Source organism: Rhodanobacter sp. ANJX3 (genome assembly GCF_014200755.1).
Classification (GTDB): Bacteria; Pseudomonadota; Gammaproteobacteria; order Xanthomonadales; family Rhodanobacteraceae; genus Rhodanobacter.
Window position 1 is genome coordinate 41774 of record NZ_JACHCM010000001.1, and the last position, 16886, is coordinate 58659.

Consider the following 16886-nt stretch of genomic DNA (forward strand, 5'->3'; position numbering starts at 1 on the left):
TCAATAACCGGCGCCTGATGCCAAAGCATTTTCGAGAGCCATCCAAAAGTAAACACATTTGGCGGACTTGGCGAAACAACTCGAAGTTCTGGTTGGGCACGGCTCCCGCTTTGCTGGGATATTTTTACTTGTGTTTTGTCGCTGCAAGTCAACCGATCGCACTCACATGCACCAGGAGCCATCAGTGTCAGTGGTTTGTCGACGGAGTAAGCCATTATGTGGGCTCTCCCTAGCCTGAGCTCGAAATCTCGAATTTCGTCGGAATGTCTGGTCTTTTACCGCCTGTAACGTCGCTGGTTGCGTTTAACCAACCTATGATCATTTGCGATCCGCACATCATCCTTTGGTCGGTCTTGACAGCACCATTTCACTCACTTCAATCGCATTGGCACCACAGACCATGATCAGTTCGGACGCTTTGGGAAAGTTGGGAGAGCAAAAATTTGGAGGCTGGTGTGCGGAGGAAGGCCTTACGTTCAACAAATCGGATTGGGACCGTGCAGGCTGGGACTTTACGCTGGATTTTGAGATGGGCTCTTCCCCGGGGATCACGTTGGATCATCGGCCTGGCGCCCATAGGTGTTTGATTCAGGTCAAAACGGTTGGTCATAAAAAGAACGCGATTCGCCTTCGCCTAGATATGGCAGAGCGCTTGGCCAAGGACTCTGGACCGTCTTTCGTCGTTGCTCTTCGGGTAAACGAGGCTTTTGAGGTAACTGCGCTCCATGTCTTGCCAATGCTGGATGATCGGCTGGCACCTGTCCTAAAGCGGCTGAGAGAGGCGAGTATCAATGAAGGCGGTTCACTCGCGAAGAAGACAATCACTTTCCCACTGACGCCTGACACGAAAATCGGCATCTCCGGACGTGATATGAAGTCCGCCCTTACGAGCCACGTTGGGTCGGACTTTCATTCATACGTAATGCGCAAGCAAGCGCAAATGAAAAGCTTGGGCTACGAGGAGCGTCCTTTTGCAGGCACCTTCACGCTTGCCCCGGAGCTTCAAAATGACTTTGAGAAGATGTTTCTGGGACATGAGGGACGTGTAGAGGTGGGTGCCATGGAGATCACCCACACGCGGTTCGGCCTGAGCGAAGTTACAGCAGGGCCAGAATCAGCGGTGCTCTCCCTTAAGCCTCAGCCATTCGACAAGTGCACGGTTACGTTCCGCCCCGTGGATGGATCCCCACTTGTCTTTGATGGCGACGTTTACCTTTTGCCGCCACCCTTTGGGCAAAAGATGCGAGTGCATCTGAAGTTGTTCGATCTGATGCTGGTCGCGGAGAGTCTCGATCAGCTGAGCCTTTCGTTTGACCTGCCCAACAAGATTGCCACCCCACATGAGTGGCAGAAGTTCTGGTCGGCCATGAAGACCCTGCAGCAACCCAAAACTTCGATTGAGTTAACCTTTCAGACAAAGTCTCTAGACAACGAAATGAGGCTAGATGGGTCTGCCGCAGGCCTTGATTTTGAGGCCGTGGAGCGAGCATGCGACATATCTGCTGTTCTTGACCGGATTGCTCAGCGCGCAGCATGGAGGCCAAACGTCGAACTGTCGTGGCGTAACATTTTGGAACATAAGGACTGGTTTGAATTCATCGACGAAATTGTCTCAGGCCAACTTACGTCGTGGACCTATTCGGCTAGGTCTGAGGTAAAGCCGGAAACTTCTGACCCAGTCACTGTGGCATTTGTTTGCTACGTTCCTGTTGGAGAGCATGTTCTGGTGTGCGCCTCTATTGCCGAAATGAAGTGCGAATCATTTGGTGAAAGATTGAATTGCAGCTTCGACGACATTCGTCTGATGAAGTCCGCGGTGGTGAAATCTGATGGTGGGCTGCATGCCTTTTTAGATCGTTTCCTGCGAGACGAAAAACTAAAAAATCATGTCGTGATTGGGCCCAATACAGGATCGCAGCGAATGCTCGACTGTGCATAACCGTCTGAGCTTGAAGTTTGCTCGTCAGCAGTGGCCGTTTGGGAGGCTGCCGTTTTTCACTTTGGCGAGTTGATTTAAATGACGTTTCCATCACTCAGACGAAAGGGGCGAACGATGGCGAGAGTTACGTGGAATCCGAAAGGTTCGACCAACAGCAAAAACCTGTCTCCCATCGCATGGAGTTGTCTTGTGTCTATGAGAGAAGACGGCACCTTCGAGACGGACTTTAAAGGGGAGACCGGCTTTCAGATGATGAAGGCGGCCATGGAGACACTGCGCGCTATTGATCGTGTGAGACGTGAGTCGGCCTACGACTTTGGAGCAGGGTAGGGGCACATTCCTCATAGCTGGATCCCGACCAGCGCGCTAGTCCAGTTATGTAACCTCTCCTCCACCTTTGGCTTGCACTTCTCATGGGCTTGAAAGTCACCCCGCGCAAGGCGCTCTCGTCCACGTTGATACCGCTCTTCATCGGCCGAATAGCGACCGCCTCGGTTGCTGCTGTCATATTCCTGTTTCGCTTCCGGTGCCAACGATGGATACCAGATCTTTTCTGCGGATGCGACAGTTGTTGAGCTAAGGAAACGCCTCCCGAGAATCGCCTGAAGCGGACTCGAAAATGGGAACGGGGATTTTTGGCGGCTGGGGGGATGGGCCCTTACCAACGCGCGTCCATGGCTCTGCGGCGCTTTTTGAATGAACAGTGTGGAAGGCATTCCCAAATATGTCTTCGTAATCGAGCAGCAAAGTCCACAAACCGGATGGGGTTGACGCCAAATCATTGGTGTTGAAGCTGTCGGTCAGAATGACCGGGATCTCGAAGTATCTTCTCTCGGGACCACGATCGCCCGCTTTCATCGCTGAAAGTTCGCGGCTTGCAACGTTGCCAGCTAAGTCGGATGCCCGCACTGTCACGCGCACGTTTAGTGCGGGTCCCGGGCCTAAGTTACGAATGCCGCAGAACACTGTAAACACGTAGCCGCTGTCCCTGCTTGTTGTCTTCATCAACTCGCTTTGTCTAACACCGCTGATGTCATAGAGCGGGACTAAAGCCAGCAAAGGGCGGTAGCTGTCTTCATGGTGTTGCTCGTCTTGTCTGCGTGTCTCAGCAAAGTGTTGGTTTGCATCAAGCCGCTGCCCTTGACCCTCGCGTATTGCGCGAAATGTTAGCCGCGCCATAGCCGCAGTAAATATCGCTGCGGCTGTGGTGCTGAGAGCCGTAATTCCGTCCCAGAAATGGTCCGAGTTCCAAAACGCGAAGATTGAAGACCAGAGTGGATGGAACATTGTTTCTTCCTGTTAATATCAAAAAGGTTCGCGTCTCGACTTTCCGAAACGCCAGTCGCCGGCTCTGAAAATATCCTCTATCAGCATCCGGGGTGACAGTGGCTAGATGTTGGATAACACTGGTTAGGCCTATGCTTAGGGGGCGAATGTTGGCGGCGAAAGCTAGGGGATAGGCCACTTGGAGCGAACAGGGAATGGGTATTGCATATCGCGGCAGTTCGAAAATCGCGAGCGAGCTGGCTCTTCGCGCTCACCTCGCCAATCTTCTTCGATTAGAAAACGTGGGTCTTCTTCTGGGCGCTGGGGCCTCGGTTTCCGCCGGTGGCAAGGTGGTCAAAGATCTGTGGGAGCAGTTCATCAATGATGAGCCGGAGGCCGCCTATTGGCTCTTTGAACAAGGGTTCGTCCTGGATGGGGATGGCGCCCCGGACGGAAACACAACTCCCAACATTGAAGTTCTGGCGGACAGTTTGGGCATAGCCATTGCTGAATGGACGAGGGTTGCAGACGAGAAATTGGACGAGGGAGTTTCTGCAAGGGCCTGCTTACACCGAGCTGTCGTGAAAGCAGCTCTTTTACAATCCGAATGGTGGCGATCTGTCTCCGGCGTTGGTTACGACGAGCCCGGACTGCGTCACCACCGAACGATCCTTCAGAAAATCACCGCGGCGCGGCAACCTGGCCAAGCTGCGCCTTGGGTTTTCACCACCAACTACGATCTTGCCATTGAGTGGGCCGCCGAATCGATTGACATGGCGGTTTCCAACGGGTTCGTTGGAACGCATACCCGACGCTTTTCTCCTCAAAGCTTTGACCTTGGATTTCGAAATACACAGGCGCTTGGCGAGGCACGCTTTGGCGTTTACAACATCTACCTCGCCAAACTGCATGGGTCACTGACCTGGAAAGAGCATGGGGGGCAGTATTACGAACAACAGGCCGCAGGGGCATGGCCTGAACTTCGCGCGTTTTTGGAGAAAGAGACCGATGTCCTAGGTGCGCTGGTGCTTCCCAGCGCCGCGAAATACATGCAAACAATCGGTTTCGTTTTGGGCGAATTGCTCCGCCGTTTCGCGGAGTTTCTGACGCGGCCACAGTCCTGCATTGTTGTTGCCGGGTATGGATTTGGCGATGAACACATCAATCGTCTGCTGAGCTCCGCGCTGCTGAACCCCACACTGCAGATTGTGATCTACCTACCCGAGTTTATCGACCTCGAAAATCAAGAAGGCCTGCCCGTTGCCGTCAGGCGACTGCTGGCGCTAGAAAGTCCACGGATCACCATTGTGGGCGGCGGCCAAGAGGCTTATTTGGATGCCTTGGCGAGAGATTTGCCTGAACCAACGATCTATGACGAAGATTTGAGAGATTTGGAGCGACGCCTCAGAGACGATCAAATCCAACCAGCTGAAGACGACCTTGGGCTGCCACTATGAGAAGCCGCGCCGCCATCGGCTATGTCGTTGAGGTTGACGGCGTCGAGGTGACGCTGAATTTGCTTGATATGCATCGCGGCCACTTAGCGGCTCACGGGCAGGGTGTCTCTACCGTCACGGATATTGGCAGTTTGCTCGCGGTCGATGCCGGCAGCCGTCTGCTGATCATGAAAGTCTTATCGCTCACCTTCGCCGAACCCAAGGAAGCACATCGCGCCAGCGGTCGGGCTTTGCCGTCTAATGAACCGTTACGACATATCAGGGGACTGATAGTCGGTCGCCTTTCAAAGCAGAAGGGGCAGTTCGATTTTGTCTCAGACTCTTTGTCGACCCCGCCCCTGGGAGCGGAGGTTTTTCCGTTGGTTGACCAAGAACTGGCAGCGGTGCTGGGCAGCCATCGGGCGTTGGATGCGCCAATCCATTTAGGCGATGACCTTCGCGGCGGTGTCCCGCTGATGGTTGGGCTTGAAGAACTCATCAGCCGGCATGTGGCGGTGCTGGGTAGCTCGGGGCAAGGCAAAACCTGTTTCACCGCAGCGATTTTGCAGCAGATTGTCCAATTTCCTGGCGCGCGGATTGTGGTGTTCGACATCAATGGAGAATATGAAGACGCATTTGATGCCGCCACGCTGCCCCCCGCCGCGATCAAGGTCACGCGGTTGGGTGGAGAGGGACCGGACAGCCTGCGTCTTCCTTACTACGCCTTGGGTCGCCAAGGTTTACAGCGGCTTCTCATTCCCAGCGAAAAGACCCAGCGGCCGGCGCTTACCTTTGCCATTGAGCATTTGGACAAAGTGAGGTGGTTCGGCGATCAGCATGGCGTCGGGCTTGCGGACGATGCCAACGCAACACTTTTTGACGACTGCCGAGCCGATGGGGCTCCCATCGCTGCCGATCGAATGAAGCGTCTACGTGAAAACAATGCGCCCTCCGCTGACGCGTGGCCACCTATGGCGGCGCTTTCGGCACTCATCGCCGAAAGCCACGCGCTTGCTCCCGCTCGTGGCACGACCGAGCGAAACGCATTCAACTACGGCAATGTCGCGCCATTGATCACACGCGTCAGCCGGTTCGTCGAAGATCCCATGTTCAGCGCGGTGGTGGATGTTGAAGGCGGGCCAGGAGCCGGCGGGCCGCTGAGCTGGAGGCGAGAATCAAAAGCGTTGGTGGAAAAAGTTTTCGGGGGTGCGGAAGTGGAATGGCGGGTCCACATCATTGATCTGCGCCGTGTCGCTCATGATTTGACGCCGTTCGTGTTGGGCGCGTTGTTGGAGCTTTATGCCTACGAGCTTTTCAACAGAGGCCAGGAAAATAAAATTCCAACGATGTTGGTTCTCGAAGAGGCACACCATTACTTGCGGCCCACGGGATCAGGCGACGAAGCGATTGCGAGCTCACTGGCTTACGAGCGTTTGGCTAAGGAGGGGCGGAAGTTCGGGTTGGCTCTGTGGTTGAGCACCCAGCGGCCCTCAGAAGTTTCTCCAACTGTGTTGTCGCAGTGCAACAACTGGATCTCGTTTCGGCTCACCTCCGAAAAAGATTTGGCCGCTGTGCAGGCCGCGAGCGAGTGGGCCGACAAGAGAGAGGTGCGACGTATAGCCGGACTGCCGAGGCAGACTGCTGTCGCCTTTGGCGGTAGTTTACAAATGCCAGCGCTCATGAGGGCGTCGGCGGCGAACCCTTTGCCTAGGTCACAAGATGCCGCCTTTGATCAGTGGAATATGCCGACTGACTAATTTTGCTCCGATCTCTCAAGTGTTGCTCTAATTAACCGAGGAAAAAATCGAGATGCCAGGCACTCAATACATAGGAAAAGCAGGACACTTGGCAGTCATGGGCGAATTCTGCCTTCGCGGCTACAACGCAGCCATGCCGGAAATTGATAAAGGCGATGATGTATTTGTCGTCAACGACGCTTCTGGAGCGATGTGGCGGCTCCAAGTGAAGACGGCGCTCGGTAAAGCGCAAAAAACGTCACGCGCCTATCAATTTCGCGTCCGAGAGACCGCAATTCAAAATGCGCAAACGCCCGAGCTTCACTTCATATTCGTCTTGAGAAAAGCTGGAGTTTGGAATTTTCTAGTAATGGATCGGTCCGTTCTTCGAGCCCATGTTCGGAACAATTCTATTGGCACTCCAGCGGCCGGAGGATACCGACAATTTGGAATGGTCTTGCACGACGACGGACGGCTGATCTGTTCCGGAACAAATATGGCAAGTCATTTAGAGGATTGGGCGACTTGGCCCAAGTTATGAACACGAAAGCTAAGTCGCGCTTCACGGGCTGGTTAATCAATATCTCATGAACAGGATTTGGTCATCTTAAAACATCTCAATTTGATTGGAGAAATGACATGCCTGTTTTGAGTGCCCTAACTTCGCAACTTCTCAGCGAGGCAAAATCGCTGATCAAAGCAGACGTGATCGCGAGGTGGTCAAATTACCGCTCGCACCGTTTCGTCGATGCCCTAGTCGACGCCATCCGAGACGAGCGTGATCACGAACTCTCGGAGGATGAGCTCAATCATTCCCTGAGTGAACTGGTAAAAAAAGATAACAACAGCGAGGCCTTGTTTGAAGCTTACCGTCGAGTGTGTTTCGCCAGATCGCGCGACATCGGCCCTCGAATGATTGGCATTTTAACGGCCACGTTAATACTTGAAGAGCGTCGTCCGACAAAAATTGAAGACGCTATTTTAGACGTATCAGAGAACCTTAATGACGATGAGCTCAGAGAAGTCGTCGAAACTGTCAAACGTTGGAGCGCAATAGCCTTAAGCGGGGGTGAAGGCGCAAGGCATTTGGAAGGACAGCTTCAATACGTCGCTCATCAAAGCACTGTAGTGAGTAAAGATGGCCAAACTTCCGACACTGGAAGCATGCTAATTGACACTTTGGGATCTTGGGGCGAAAAACTGCGAACTTATGGATTGTTATTTGAGCGGGTGCAAGAGCGGGTTATAAAAAAGGAAGGCCAAGTGTCGCTTAGCGCTACCCAATTTGGACCGGATAGGACAATCGCTCACTCCATTATTTTCCGCGAAGGCTATCAAAATTTAGTAGACCTCATTGACAGAGCAGAGCGCGCGTCTAAGACAACGAAGATGTCATAAGATTTAGCTAGACCTATAGCGCAAGGCTGTATCGCTGTTTGGCGCATTATTTTTCATTTTTATCCGGTGCGGCGGGCGCTGGAGCAGGCGCTGGCGCGGGGGCTGGCACTTTTTGAAGTGCAGGTATAGGTGCCCCTTTCCTAACTAAAGAGGGCATCGGTGCGCCTTCGTTCAACGGTTCCTTGGACATGTTGCCTCCTGACGAGATCATTTTTTCGGGGTTGGTGCTGGTGGTTTGGCCGGCGGCGCCGGAGCGGGAGCCGGCTTTGCGGGTATGACTTTTTGAATGGTCGGTATCGGCGCGCCATCCATTGCATGTTTCGGCCCGGAAGTAGTGGGAGTTTTCACAGTGAGGGTCTCCGTAACTGATGGAATGGAAACTTTGGTGGCAACGTTCACCCAAACAAAAATGATGGTCAGAATAACGCCCGCCAGAAAGGTAATCCCGGAGGCATAACTCGCCCACCTCGTTGCAATCGAGTATCGGTTTTTCTTGTCAAAAGCAGCGTCGATATTCTGAATGTAATACTGATGGCCCAAAGCTAGCTGTAGGGTGATCGCTTTCTGGCTCAACAGAAATGACCCGAGGACGATAACGATCGTTACCGCCCAAGCGATCCAGGAAACCTCAAGGCAACTTGTATAAGTTGCGGTGCTTAGCGGGAAGATATCTTTGATAAAGGTAAGCGAAAGACCGAGGCCGCCAGACGCATACGCCAATAGCGACTTGTCGTAAATTTCGCTGTTCGACAGCTCGCGCTTGAAGAGTTCGGCTTCCAAACTCTTATACATATCCTCCCGGCTCACACCGGATTTGGAGGGCGTAGTCTCGGTGACAGCGACGTCCCCCCGGTTTTGAGTAGCACGATGATTTGGAGTCCAATCCCACCATAGAAGGAGATTGGACGTGAAGAAGCGATTTACCGACGAACAGATCATTGGCTTCCTTCGTGAAGCGGACGCCGGCCTGCCGATCAAGGAACTGTGCCGCCAGCGCGGCTTTAGCGAAGCCTCCTACTACCTGTGGCGCAGCAAGTTCGGCGGCATGAGCGTGCCGGAGGCCAAGCGCCTGAAGGAGTTGGAGACCGAGAACACCCGGCTGAAGAAACTGCTCGCCGAGCAGATGCTTGAGAACGAGGTGATCAAGGACGTCCTGCGAAAAAAACCGTAGGCGCACCGGCCCGACGCGTGTTGGTGCGCCAGATGATCGAGAAGGGATTGAGCGAGCGACGCGCGTTGCGCGTCGTGGGCATGAGCGCGAGTGCCTACCGCTACGCACCGCGCCCGGATCACAACGTGGACCTTCGTCAGCGCATCGTGGCGCTGGCGCAGCGGCACAAGCGTTACGGCGTGGGCATGATCCATCTGAAGCTTCGACAGGAAGGCGCGCTGGTGAACTACAAGCGTGTGGAGCGGCTGTATCGGGAAGAACGGCTTCAGGTGCGTCGGCGCAAGCGCAAAAAGGTGCCGATCGGCGAGCGGCAACCGCTGCTGCGCCCGTCGGCGGCCAACGAGGTGTGGTCGATGGATTTCGTCTTCGATCGCACGGCCAACGCCCGCGTGTTGAAGTGCCTGACCATCGTTGATGACGCTACGCATGAATCGGTCGGCATCGAAGTGGAGCGGGCGATCTGCGGTATGGGCGTAACGCGCGTGCTGGATCGCCTGGCCCACAGTCGCGGCCTTCCCAGGACGATTCGCACTGACAACGGCAAAGAGTTCTGCGGCAAGGCGATGGTTGCCTGGGCCCACGAGCGTGGCGTGCAGTTACGCCTGATCGAACCGGGTAAGCCGAACCAGAACGCTTACATCGAATCGTTCAACGGAGGCCTGCGCGATGAGTGTCTCAACGAACACTGGTTTCCCAGCCTGCTGCACGCCCGCACCGAGATCGAACGTTGGCGACGCGAATACAACGAGGAGCGACCGAAGAAGGCGCTGGGCGGACTGACACCCGCCGCCTACGCCAAGCAGTTAAAGTAACCCCGGACTCCAAACGGACCCGCTACTCTAGGCGGGGGGACGTCGATAGGACCCACGAATGACGCCTAACAAACGCTGGTCTTCGATGTCCCGGTCGGACATCGGCTTATGCACCAATTGATAGAAGCCATCGCGCGTCACACTCAGCACGCGACACATCGCGGCAATCCAGAATTCATGCCAGTGATCGTTGATAAAACGGTACTTCATTCGGGTTCCTTGGCAAAGTACCGTGCGGCCTTTTTAGGATGTCGAGTTCCTCCTCGACACGGCGCAACTGAGCACGCAGTCGTAACAGCTCGCTCTTGGCTTCAAGTAATTCACGTGCTTGCTTCTCGCTCTTGTCGGGAGCGACGGCCTTGACCCACTGGTAAAGGCTGTGCGCCGATGCGCCCAATTGTGCGGACACTTCGGCGACGAAATACTTGCGATCAATGATTTCCGGAACGGCTTCTTCTTTAAATTCCGGGATAAATCGTGGCGTGCTCATGGGAATCCATCCTATGCTCAAATCATAGGCTGGAAGTGCCTACGATTCCCTGGGCGGCTCACGCCCCGGCGAAGACCGGTGGCGACATTCAACCGTTGTTCTTTTGCGGCCCATTTGCGGTAGCGCGGCACTTCGCCAATGGATACCAAGCCGCTTGACAGGGCTTGTCCCTCGGCTCTGGAATGGGAGGCTTAGGCGGACGCAAGCGCATGCGTTCTTTATAGGCTGACGTTACTCAGACCGGCCAGTATCATGATCTCCTGCGGCAAAACCAACGCCTCATCGGCGAGCATGCCGGCTTCGCGGTGCAGAATTTCGTCGGTGATGGCAGGGATGTGTTTGGACACGATGGTGAGAGTCCTTTCATCACAGGGGGATCCGAGCCGGAGCCGAGCGGAAATCCGTTTCCCTTATATTCTTGCGCAAAACTCTTGTAAACGTTGGTGCCCGGAGCGGGAATCGAACCCGCAAGACCGTGAGGTCGAGGGATTTTAAGTCCCTTGCGTCTACCAGTTTCGCCATCCGGGCTGATGGTGCGTTTGTGGCGCTGCGCCAGGGGCGGCAGGCGGTGCGAATCGTAGCATGCGTGAACGCGTCGGCAGAGGCTGACGCGTCAGTGCCAACCTTCAGAGCAGGCTTTTGAAGATGTGAATGCCGGCGGTGTATTCGCCGATGATGGTGCCGAGGCTGACCAAGAAGAAGTTCAGCAGGGTGCGGGCGACGCGGTTTTTCCACCAGCCGCTCCAGTGGCCGATATCGTCGCGCAAGGTGTCGAAGTCGACCACGCGCGGGCGGCGCACCCAGGCTTCGGCCATGGCACTGATGCCGCCGGAAGGGATGCCCGGTCGAAACGGCTTGATCGGTCCGGCGATGGCGGCGGCGAGAATGCTCAGCGGGTGACCGCCGGCGATCAGCGCGCCGAGTGCGGAGAAGCCGGCGGTATAGAGCACCCAGTCGCGCAGCGCCTGCGCGCCCAGCGCCGTGTTGCGATGGAAGGCGTAGCCGATGGCGGCGAACACGGCCAGCACCAGAATCACGGCCACCCATTTGGGCCAGCGCGCCTTGGGCGGTGTGCTGGCGAGCGTGGCGACGATGGTGGCGGGATCGTCCTGCTGTTCGCGCAGTAGTCCGGTCAGACCTTTGAGATGGCCGGCGCCGATAACGACGAGCACGCGGCGTGCTTCGGCGGTCGCCGAGCGCGTGGCTTCTTCGCGCAGGCGCGCGGCCATGAAGGCGTCGCGTTCGCCGATCAGGCTTTGATAGAGCGGCTTGGATTCGCTGGCGAATTCGCAGAAGGCGCTTTCCAGCAGGTCGCCCTGTTTCAGCTTTTCGATTTCTTCCTGCTCGATCGCCTCGCGCTCGAACACGCTGGCCAGCAGCCCGCCGAGCAGGCCGAAGCGCTGCCAGAAGCCGACGCTGTGCCACGCGCGTTTCAGCGTGGTGCCGACTTCGCGATCGACCAGCCACAGCGGCAGGCCGCGTCGATCCGCGCCGTCCATCGCGGCTTTCATTTCGGCGCCGGGCTGGATGCCGGACTGATCGGCCAAGCGCTTCTGGAAGGTGGAAAGCACCAGACTGGCGGCGACCATGCCGGCCTTGCCCTGGCGAATGACCTTGAACAGGTCCATCTGCTTGAACGCTTCCGGATCGCGCATGCTCTGCGCGCGGCTGTCGCACAGTTCGATTGCGACGGCGTCGAAAGGCTCGTTTGCAAGCAGCGCGTCCACCGCATTCACGCTGACCTTCGACACGTGGGCGGTGCCCAGCACCACGTATTCCACGCCGTCGCGCTGCACGCGTTCGATCGGCTGGCCTTGCAGTTCGGGGAGCAAGGCGCTGTCGGTGTCGGGAGAACGGGTTTCGGGAAAACTCATGCGATCAGCGCGCCGGTCGTGGGGTCAGGGCAGTCATGGGGATGACCGTAGCAGGGAACAAGCAAGGTCAACGTGTGGGTCAATCGCGGAAGCGCTTGAGCAGGTCGCCATAGGCGTCGATGCGGCGATCGCGCAGGAACGGCCAGATGCGCCGCACGTGCTCGCTGCGCGCCAGATCGATATCGACGATGAGCAGCGCGCGGCCCTGCGTTTCGGCCTGCGCCAGAAACTCGCCCTGCGGGCCGGCGACAAAACTGCTGCCCCAGAAGGTGATGCCGCTGCCGACGTGGGACGGATCGGACTCGTGGCCGGTGCGGTTGCAGGCTAGCAGCGGCAGGCCGTTGGCCACCGCGTGGCCTCGCTGCACCGTGATCCAGGCGTCGCGCTGGCGATCTTTTTCGGCCTGCTCGTCGTTCAGATCCCAGCCGATGGCGGTGGGATAGAGCAGCAGGTCGGCGCCGGCCAGCGCCATCAGGCGCGCGGCTTCGGGGTACCACTGATCCCAGCACACCAGCACGCCGAGTTTGCCGACGGAGGTGGCGATCGGTTCGAAACCGAGATCGCCCGGCGTGAAGTAGAACTTTTCGTAGAAGGCCGGATCGTCGGGGATGTGCATCTTGCGATACTTACCGGCGATCGCCGCCGAACGATCGAACACCACAGCGGTGTTGTGATACAGGCCGGTGGCGCGTTTTTCGAACAGTGACGCCACGATCACCAGCTGCAGTTCGTCGGCCAGCTTGCCGATGCGCTCGGTGCCGGGGCCGGGAATGGTTTCGGCCTGATCGAATTCTTCCACCGATTCGCGCTGGCAAAAATACGGTCCATTATGCAGCTCCTGCAGCAGCACCAGCTCGACGCCCGCCGCAGCGGCCTCGCGCAGACCGGCCTCGATCGCGTCGAGATTCGCCTCGCGGCTGCCGCGATGGGCGTCTTGCAGCAGGGCGACCTTCAGGGTCTTGCGGGTCATGGCTCAGTCCTCGGGCGACAGCTTTTACGTGGCTAGCCGTCAAGTTTAGCCGATGCGGGAAATCTCAAGCCGTTTCGCTACCGTCCCGGCGACTGCTTTGCGCTCAGGACTTCAACCCGGCAGCTGCATGGTGATGCAATGCAGGCTGCCGTTCTGCCAGATCAGCGCGCGGCACGGCACCTGCACGACCTCGCGTCCGGGATGAGCGCTGCCGATGATGCGCGCGGCTTCGTCGTCGGCTTTGTCGCCGTATGCCGGCACCAGCACGGCACCATTGAGGATCAGGTAGTTGGCGTAGGAAGCCGCCAGCCGGCGGCCTTCGTCGAGAATCGGCTGCGCCCACGGCAGCGGATACAGCTGATACGGGTGGCCGTCGCGGGTGCGCAGTGCGGCCAGTTCGCCGGCCATGCGCTGCAGCTCGTCGTGATGGGGATCGCTGGCGTCGTCGCAGGCCTGGAACACGATGCGGTCGCCGGGCGCGAAGCGGGCGAGGGTGTCGATATGCGCGTCGGTGTCGTCGCCTTCGAGATAGCCATAGTCCAGCCAAAGCACGCGGTCGGCCTGCAGGCCATCGCGTAGGATGGCGCTCATTTCTTCGCGTGTCTGTTCGGGATGACGCTGCACCAGGCAGCGCCAGGTGGTGAGCACCGTGCCTTCGCCGTCGCTCTCGATCGCGCCGCCTTCCAACGCCCAGTCGATGCGCCGATGACTGGCGCCTTTGCCGAACAGACCCGCGCGGAATAGCCCGGCGACCAGGGCATCGTCCTGTTCCGAGCCGAACTTGCCGCCCCAGCCGGTGAAACGAAAATCGGTGAGCTGATAGCGGTCGTCGCTGGTGGTCAGCGTGATCGGGCCGGAATCGCGCAGCCAGGTGTCGTCGTAAGGCAGTTCGACAAAGCGCACGCGCGTGAGGTCCACGCCATGCTCGCGCAGCAGTGCTTCGACGTGCGCATGCAGCGCCGCATCCGGCACCACGATGATCAGCGACTGAAAGCGCACGACGGCGGCGGCCAGCGCAATATAGGTGGTTTCGACGCTGGCCAGGCGATCGGCCCAGTCGGTGCCGACATGCGGCCAGGCGATCAGCACCGCGGACTGCGGCTCCCATTCCGCCGGCAGGCGCAAGGTGTGGTCGGTCATGCGAGGGATTCCCTAAGATCGATAGTGGCTTCAGCCGCCCATTCTACGACGCCGTTCTTACCTGCATATAAAACACGCATAGAAAACGCGGCCCGCGTCGCCACGGGCCGCGTTTCTGAAGGACGGAACTCAGTTGACGGCGGCAGGATTGGTGTTGTTGCCCGCCGGCGTGTTCAGCACCGAGTGGATCACGTGGCTGCGCTCGAAATACACGATGAAATTCGCGTAATCCCAGCGGTTGATCACCGGATGCTTGCTGCTGTCGCCGCCGCGAGGTGACAGCTTGCTCTGCGGCGCGCCGTAGGTCCTTTCTACCTGGGCCATGCTCATGCCGCGACGCGGCAGGTTCATGCCGTTTTCCTGCTGCACGCGGTGGATCAGCAGGTTGTCGCCATGTGTTTGCGTCTGTGGCGAAGCGCTGACGCCCGACGAGGCGGCGAAACTGCCGATGGCTGCCAGCGCGATGACGACCGGCAAACGGCAAATGAACTTGACCATGGCTCCCCCTATCCCTAACAAGACTGTGCGCGTGCAAGACGTATGCACGCAAGACTGTATGCCGCAATGTTGTAGCAAAACCAGCGCGCGTGCGCCATGCCGATTCGGATGAACGATGCCCGATCGGCACGCCCCTGACACCGGCGCTATGCTCACTCAGGGCAAGAATACCTTGATCCCCGCTATCATGGGCGGCTGCGGGCCACGGCCTGCCCGATTCGGACACCGGCGACACCATGATTGCTTTTCGACACTTTGCCTTGCGCCGCGGCACCCGCCTGCTGCTTTCCGATATCGACCTGGTGATCCAGAGCGGTTGGCGGCTGGGCGTGATCGGCCGTAACGGCTGCGGCAAATCCAGCCTGTTCGCGGCGCTGCAGGGCAAGCTGGACGGCGATGCGGGCCAGCTGGATATCCCGGTCAAGCTGCGGCTGGCCTCGGTGGCGCAGGAAACCCCGGCGCTGCCCGATGCCGCCATCGACTACGTGCTCGGTGGCGACGAAGAGCTCGCCGCCGTGCTCCAGGAAGAAAGCGACGCTGCCGAAAGCGGCGACACCGAGGCGATGGCCCGCGCGCATCAGCACATCGAGGAACTGCACGGCTACGACGGCCGCGCGCGCGCCGGCAAGCTGCTGCACGGCCTGGGCTTTCCGCCGGAAACCCACGAACGGGCGGTGCAGGAGTTCTCCGGCGGCTGGCGCGTGCGGCTCAACCTGGCGCGTGCGCTGATGGCACCGTCCGAGCTGCTGCTGCTCGACGAGCCGACCAACCATCTCGATCTCGATGCCGTGCTGTGGCTGGAGGAATGGCTGCGGCGCTACCAGGGCACGCTGCTGATCATTTCGCACGATCGCGAGTTTCTCGATGGCGTGATCACGCACACCATGCATCTGAACGATGGCAAGGCGAAGATGTACACCGGCAACTACAGCGCCTTCGAGCGTCTGCGGGCCGAGCAGCTGCGCCAGCAGCAGATCACGCACGAGCGCGAACAAGCCGAGCGCGCGCATCTGCAGTCCTTCGTGGATCGCTTCAAGGCCAAGGCCAGCAAGGCCAAGCAGGCGCAGTCGCGCATGAAGCGGCTGGAAAAGCTGGCCGGCACCGAGGCGGTGCGCGCGGAGCGCTCGTTCCACTTTCAGTTTGCCAAACCCGACCGCCTGCCGGACTCGATGCTGCAGCTCGAGGACATCGTCACCGGTTACCCCGACGACAAGGGCGGCCCGGACAACATCATTCTGGACAACGTGCGTTTTAGCCTGGAAGCCGGCGACCGCATCGGCCTGCTCGGCCCCAACGGCGCCGGTAAATCGACTCTGGTGAAAACTCTGGTCGGCGAACTCGATCCGTTCAGCGGCGAGCGCAAGGCACACAAGGATCTGAAGATCGGCTACTTCGCTCAGCACACGGTCGAGAGCCTGCGCGAAGGCGCCAGCCCGCTGGAGCATCTGATGGACAAGGCGCCGGGCGTGGCGACCCAGGTGATGCGCGATTTCCTCGGTACCTGGAATTTCGCGGGCGATCGCGCATTCGAGTCGGTCGACGGGTTCTCCGGCGGCGAGCGCGCGCGTCTGGCGCTGGCCCTGATCGCCTGGGACAAGCCCAATCTGCTGCTACTCGACGAGCCGACCAACCATCTCGATCTGGACATGCGCGAGGCCTTGGCCGACGCGCTGTCCGACTTCGACGGCGCGCTGGTGCTGGTATCGCACGATCGCCATCTACTCGGCCTGGTCTGCGACAGCTTCTGGCGCGTGGCCGACGGCGTGGTGGAAGGTTTCGACGGCGATCTGGACGATTACGCCAAGTGGCTGCGCTCGCGCGGTTCGGCCAACAAGAAGGCCGCGAAGGCCGGTGCCGCGGCAAAGCCGGCGGTTGTCGCCAAGGTCGAGTCGCCGGAAGAGCGCAAGCGCAACCATGCCGCTGCGCGCGAGAACGAAAAAGCCTCGCGGCAGCGCGTGAAGAAAATCGAAACCCGCACGGCGACCATCGACGCCGAACTGACCAAGCTCGAAGCCACGCTGGCCGACCCCGCTACGTATAACGGCCCGACCGGCGAGATGATGCGCCTGGGCCAGCGGCAGACGGAACTGCGCAAGGAAAAAGATGCGCTGGAAACCGAGTGGCTGGAACTGCAGGAGCAGCTGGAAGCATGAGTT

General features: G+C 58.4%; 13 protein-coding genes, 1 tRNA gene and 2 pseudogenes. 7 read left to right on the forward strand and 9 right to left on the reverse strand.

Annotated elements, in window-relative coordinates; genetic code table 11:
• Nucleotides 1-400: 400 nt before the first annotated feature.
• Nucleotides 401-1939: a hypothetical protein gene (locus HDE76_RS00165; protein ID WP_184504644.1), complete on the forward strand. Its 1539-nt coding sequence runs from the start codon at nt 401-403 to the stop codon at nt 1937-1939.
• 576 nt (nt 1940-2515) lie between these two features.
• On the opposite strand, the gene HDE76_RS00170 is transcribed toward HDE76_RS00165, so the two are convergent.
• The gene (locus HDE76_RS00170; protein ID WP_184504646.1) at nt 2516-3226 is read right to left on the reverse strand and encodes a hypothetical protein; all 711 of its coding nucleotides are present in this window, start codon (nt 3224-3226) and stop codon (nt 2516-2518) included.
• A gap of 194 nt (nt 3227-3420) precedes the next feature.
• Between HDE76_RS00170 and HDE76_RS00175 the strand changes: the two genes are divergently transcribed.
• From HDE76_RS00175 to HDE76_RS00190, 4 genes are all read left to right on the forward strand, one after another.
• Nucleotides 3421-4662: an SIR2 family anti-phage-associated protein gene (locus tag HDE76_RS00175; RefSeq protein WP_184504648.1), complete on the forward strand. Its 1242-nt coding sequence runs from the start codon at nt 3421-3423 to the stop codon at nt 4660-4662.
• Nucleotides 4659-6398 carry an anti-phage-associated helicase HerA gene (gene herA / locus HDE76_RS00180; protein ID WP_184504650.1) on the forward strand — a complete coding sequence of 580 codons (1740 nt, stop codon included), beginning with the start codon at nt 4659-4661 and terminating at the stop codon, nt 6396-6398. Before HDE76_RS00175 ends, herA begins: the two co-directional genes overlap by 4 nt.
• A gap of 52 nt (nt 6399-6450) precedes the next feature.
• Complete coding sequence (locus HDE76_RS00185) at nt 6451-6918, forward strand: hypothetical protein (protein WP_184504652.1); 468 nt, start codon at nt 6451-6453, stop codon at nt 6916-6918.
• A gap of 98 nt (nt 6919-7016) precedes the next feature.
• Nucleotides 7017-7775 carry a hypothetical protein gene (locus HDE76_RS00190; protein ID WP_184504654.1) on the forward strand — a complete coding sequence of 253 codons (759 nt, stop codon included), beginning with the start codon at nt 7017-7019 and terminating at the stop codon, nt 7773-7775.
• 207 nt (nt 7776-7982) lie between these two features.
• Here the strand turns inward: HDE76_RS00190 and HDE76_RS00195 are convergent, their stop codons facing one another.
• Nucleotides 7983-8555 (reverse strand): hypothetical protein, encoded by a 573-nt coding sequence (locus tag HDE76_RS00195; protein ID WP_184504656.1) that lies wholly within the window; start codon nt 8553-8555, stop codon nt 7983-7985.
• 127 nt (nt 8556-8682) lie between these two features.
• On the opposite strand from HDE76_RS00195, the pseudogene HDE76_RS00200 reads away from it, so the two are divergent.
• Nucleotides 8683-9789, forward strand: a pseudogene (locus tag HDE76_RS00200) (IS3 family transposase).
• Nucleotides 9790-9803: 14 nt separating this feature from the next.
• Here HDE76_RS00200 and HDE76_RS00205 read toward each other — a convergent pair.
• The 7 genes and pseudogenes from HDE76_RS00205 to HDE76_RS00230 all read right to left on the reverse strand — a co-directional run.
• Nucleotides 9804-10248: pseudogene (locus HDE76_RS00205) on the reverse strand (transposase); the annotation flags it as partial.
• 218 nt (nt 10249-10466) lie between these two features.
• A complete protein-coding gene (locus HDE76_RS20630; RefSeq protein ID WP_255481363.1) occupies nt 10467-10595 on the reverse strand; it encodes a hypothetical protein in 129 nt (42 codons plus the stop codon).
• Between the two features lie 94 nt (nt 10596-10689).
• Nucleotides 10690-10776 (reverse strand) — tRNA-Leu (locus tag HDE76_RS00210).
• A 98-nt stretch (nt 10777-10874) separates the two neighbouring features.
• Nucleotides 10875-12122, reverse strand: coding sequence for a TraB/GumN family protein (locus HDE76_RS00215; RefSeq protein ID WP_184504662.1), 1248 nt, complete (start codon nt 12120-12122; stop codon nt 10875-10877).
• Nucleotides 12123-12201: 79 nt separating this feature from the next.
• The gene (locus tag HDE76_RS00220; RefSeq protein ID WP_184504664.1) at nt 12202-13092 is read right to left on the reverse strand and encodes a carbon-nitrogen hydrolase; all 891 of its coding nucleotides are present in this window, start codon (nt 13090-13092) and stop codon (nt 12202-12204) included.
• Between the two features lie 111 nt (nt 13093-13203).
• Entirely contained in the window at nt 13204-14232 is a 1029-nt protein-coding gene (locus HDE76_RS00225; protein WP_184504666.1) for an agmatine deiminase family protein, read from the reverse strand.
• Nucleotides 14233-14361: 129 nt separating this feature from the next.
• Nucleotides 14362-14730, reverse strand: a complete 369-nt coding sequence (locus HDE76_RS00230) for a hypothetical protein (RefSeq protein WP_184504668.1) — start codon at nt 14728-14730, stop codon at nt 14362-14364.
• Between the two features lie 236 nt (nt 14731-14966).
• Here HDE76_RS00230 and HDE76_RS00235 point away from each other — a divergent pair, with 236 nt between their 5' ends.
• Entirely contained in the window at nt 14967-16883 is a 1917-nt protein-coding gene (locus HDE76_RS00235) for an ATP-binding cassette domain-containing protein (protein WP_184504670.1), read from the forward strand.
• The last annotated feature ends 3 nt before the right edge of the window (nt 16884-16886 follow it).

Coding starts and splice junctions, on each gene's coding strand:
- herA (WP_184504650.1), top strand. CDS start 4,659: ATGAGAAGCCGCGCCGCCATCGGCTATGTCGTTGAGGTTGACGGCGTC.
- HDE76_RS00235 (WP_184504670.1), top strand. CDS start 14,967: ATGATTGCTTTTCGACACTTTGCCTTGCGCCGCGGCACCCGCCTGCTG.
- HDE76_RS00220 (WP_184504664.1), bottom strand. CDS start 13,092: ATGACCCGCAAGACCCTGAAGGTCGCCCTGCTGCAAGACGCCCATCGC.
- HDE76_RS00185 (WP_184504652.1), top strand. CDS start 6,451: ATGCCAGGCACTCAATACATAGGAAAAGCAGGACACTTGGCAGTCATG.
- HDE76_RS00225 (WP_184504666.1), bottom strand. CDS start 14,232: ATGACCGACCACACCTTGCGCCTGCCGGCGGAATGGGAGCCGCAGTCC.
- HDE76_RS00170 (WP_184504646.1), bottom strand. CDS start 3,226: ATGTTCCATCCACTCTGGTCTTCAATCTTCGCGTTTTGGAACTCGGAC.
- HDE76_RS00165 (WP_184504644.1), top strand. CDS start 401: ATGATCAGTTCGGACGCTTTGGGAAAGTTGGGAGAGCAAAAATTTGGA.
- HDE76_RS00230 (WP_184504668.1), bottom strand. CDS start 14,730: ATGGTCAAGTTCATTTGCCGTTTGCCGGTCGTCATCGCGCTGGCAGCC.
- HDE76_RS00190 (WP_184504654.1), top strand. CDS start 7,017: ATGCCTGTTTTGAGTGCCCTAACTTCGCAACTTCTCAGCGAGGCAAAA.
- HDE76_RS00215 (WP_184504662.1), bottom strand. CDS start 12,122: ATGAGTTTTCCCGAAACCCGTTCTCCCGACACCGACAGCGCCTTGCTC.
- HDE76_RS00175 (WP_184504648.1), top strand. CDS start 3,421: ATGGGTATTGCATATCGCGGCAGTTCGAAAATCGCGAGCGAGCTGGCT.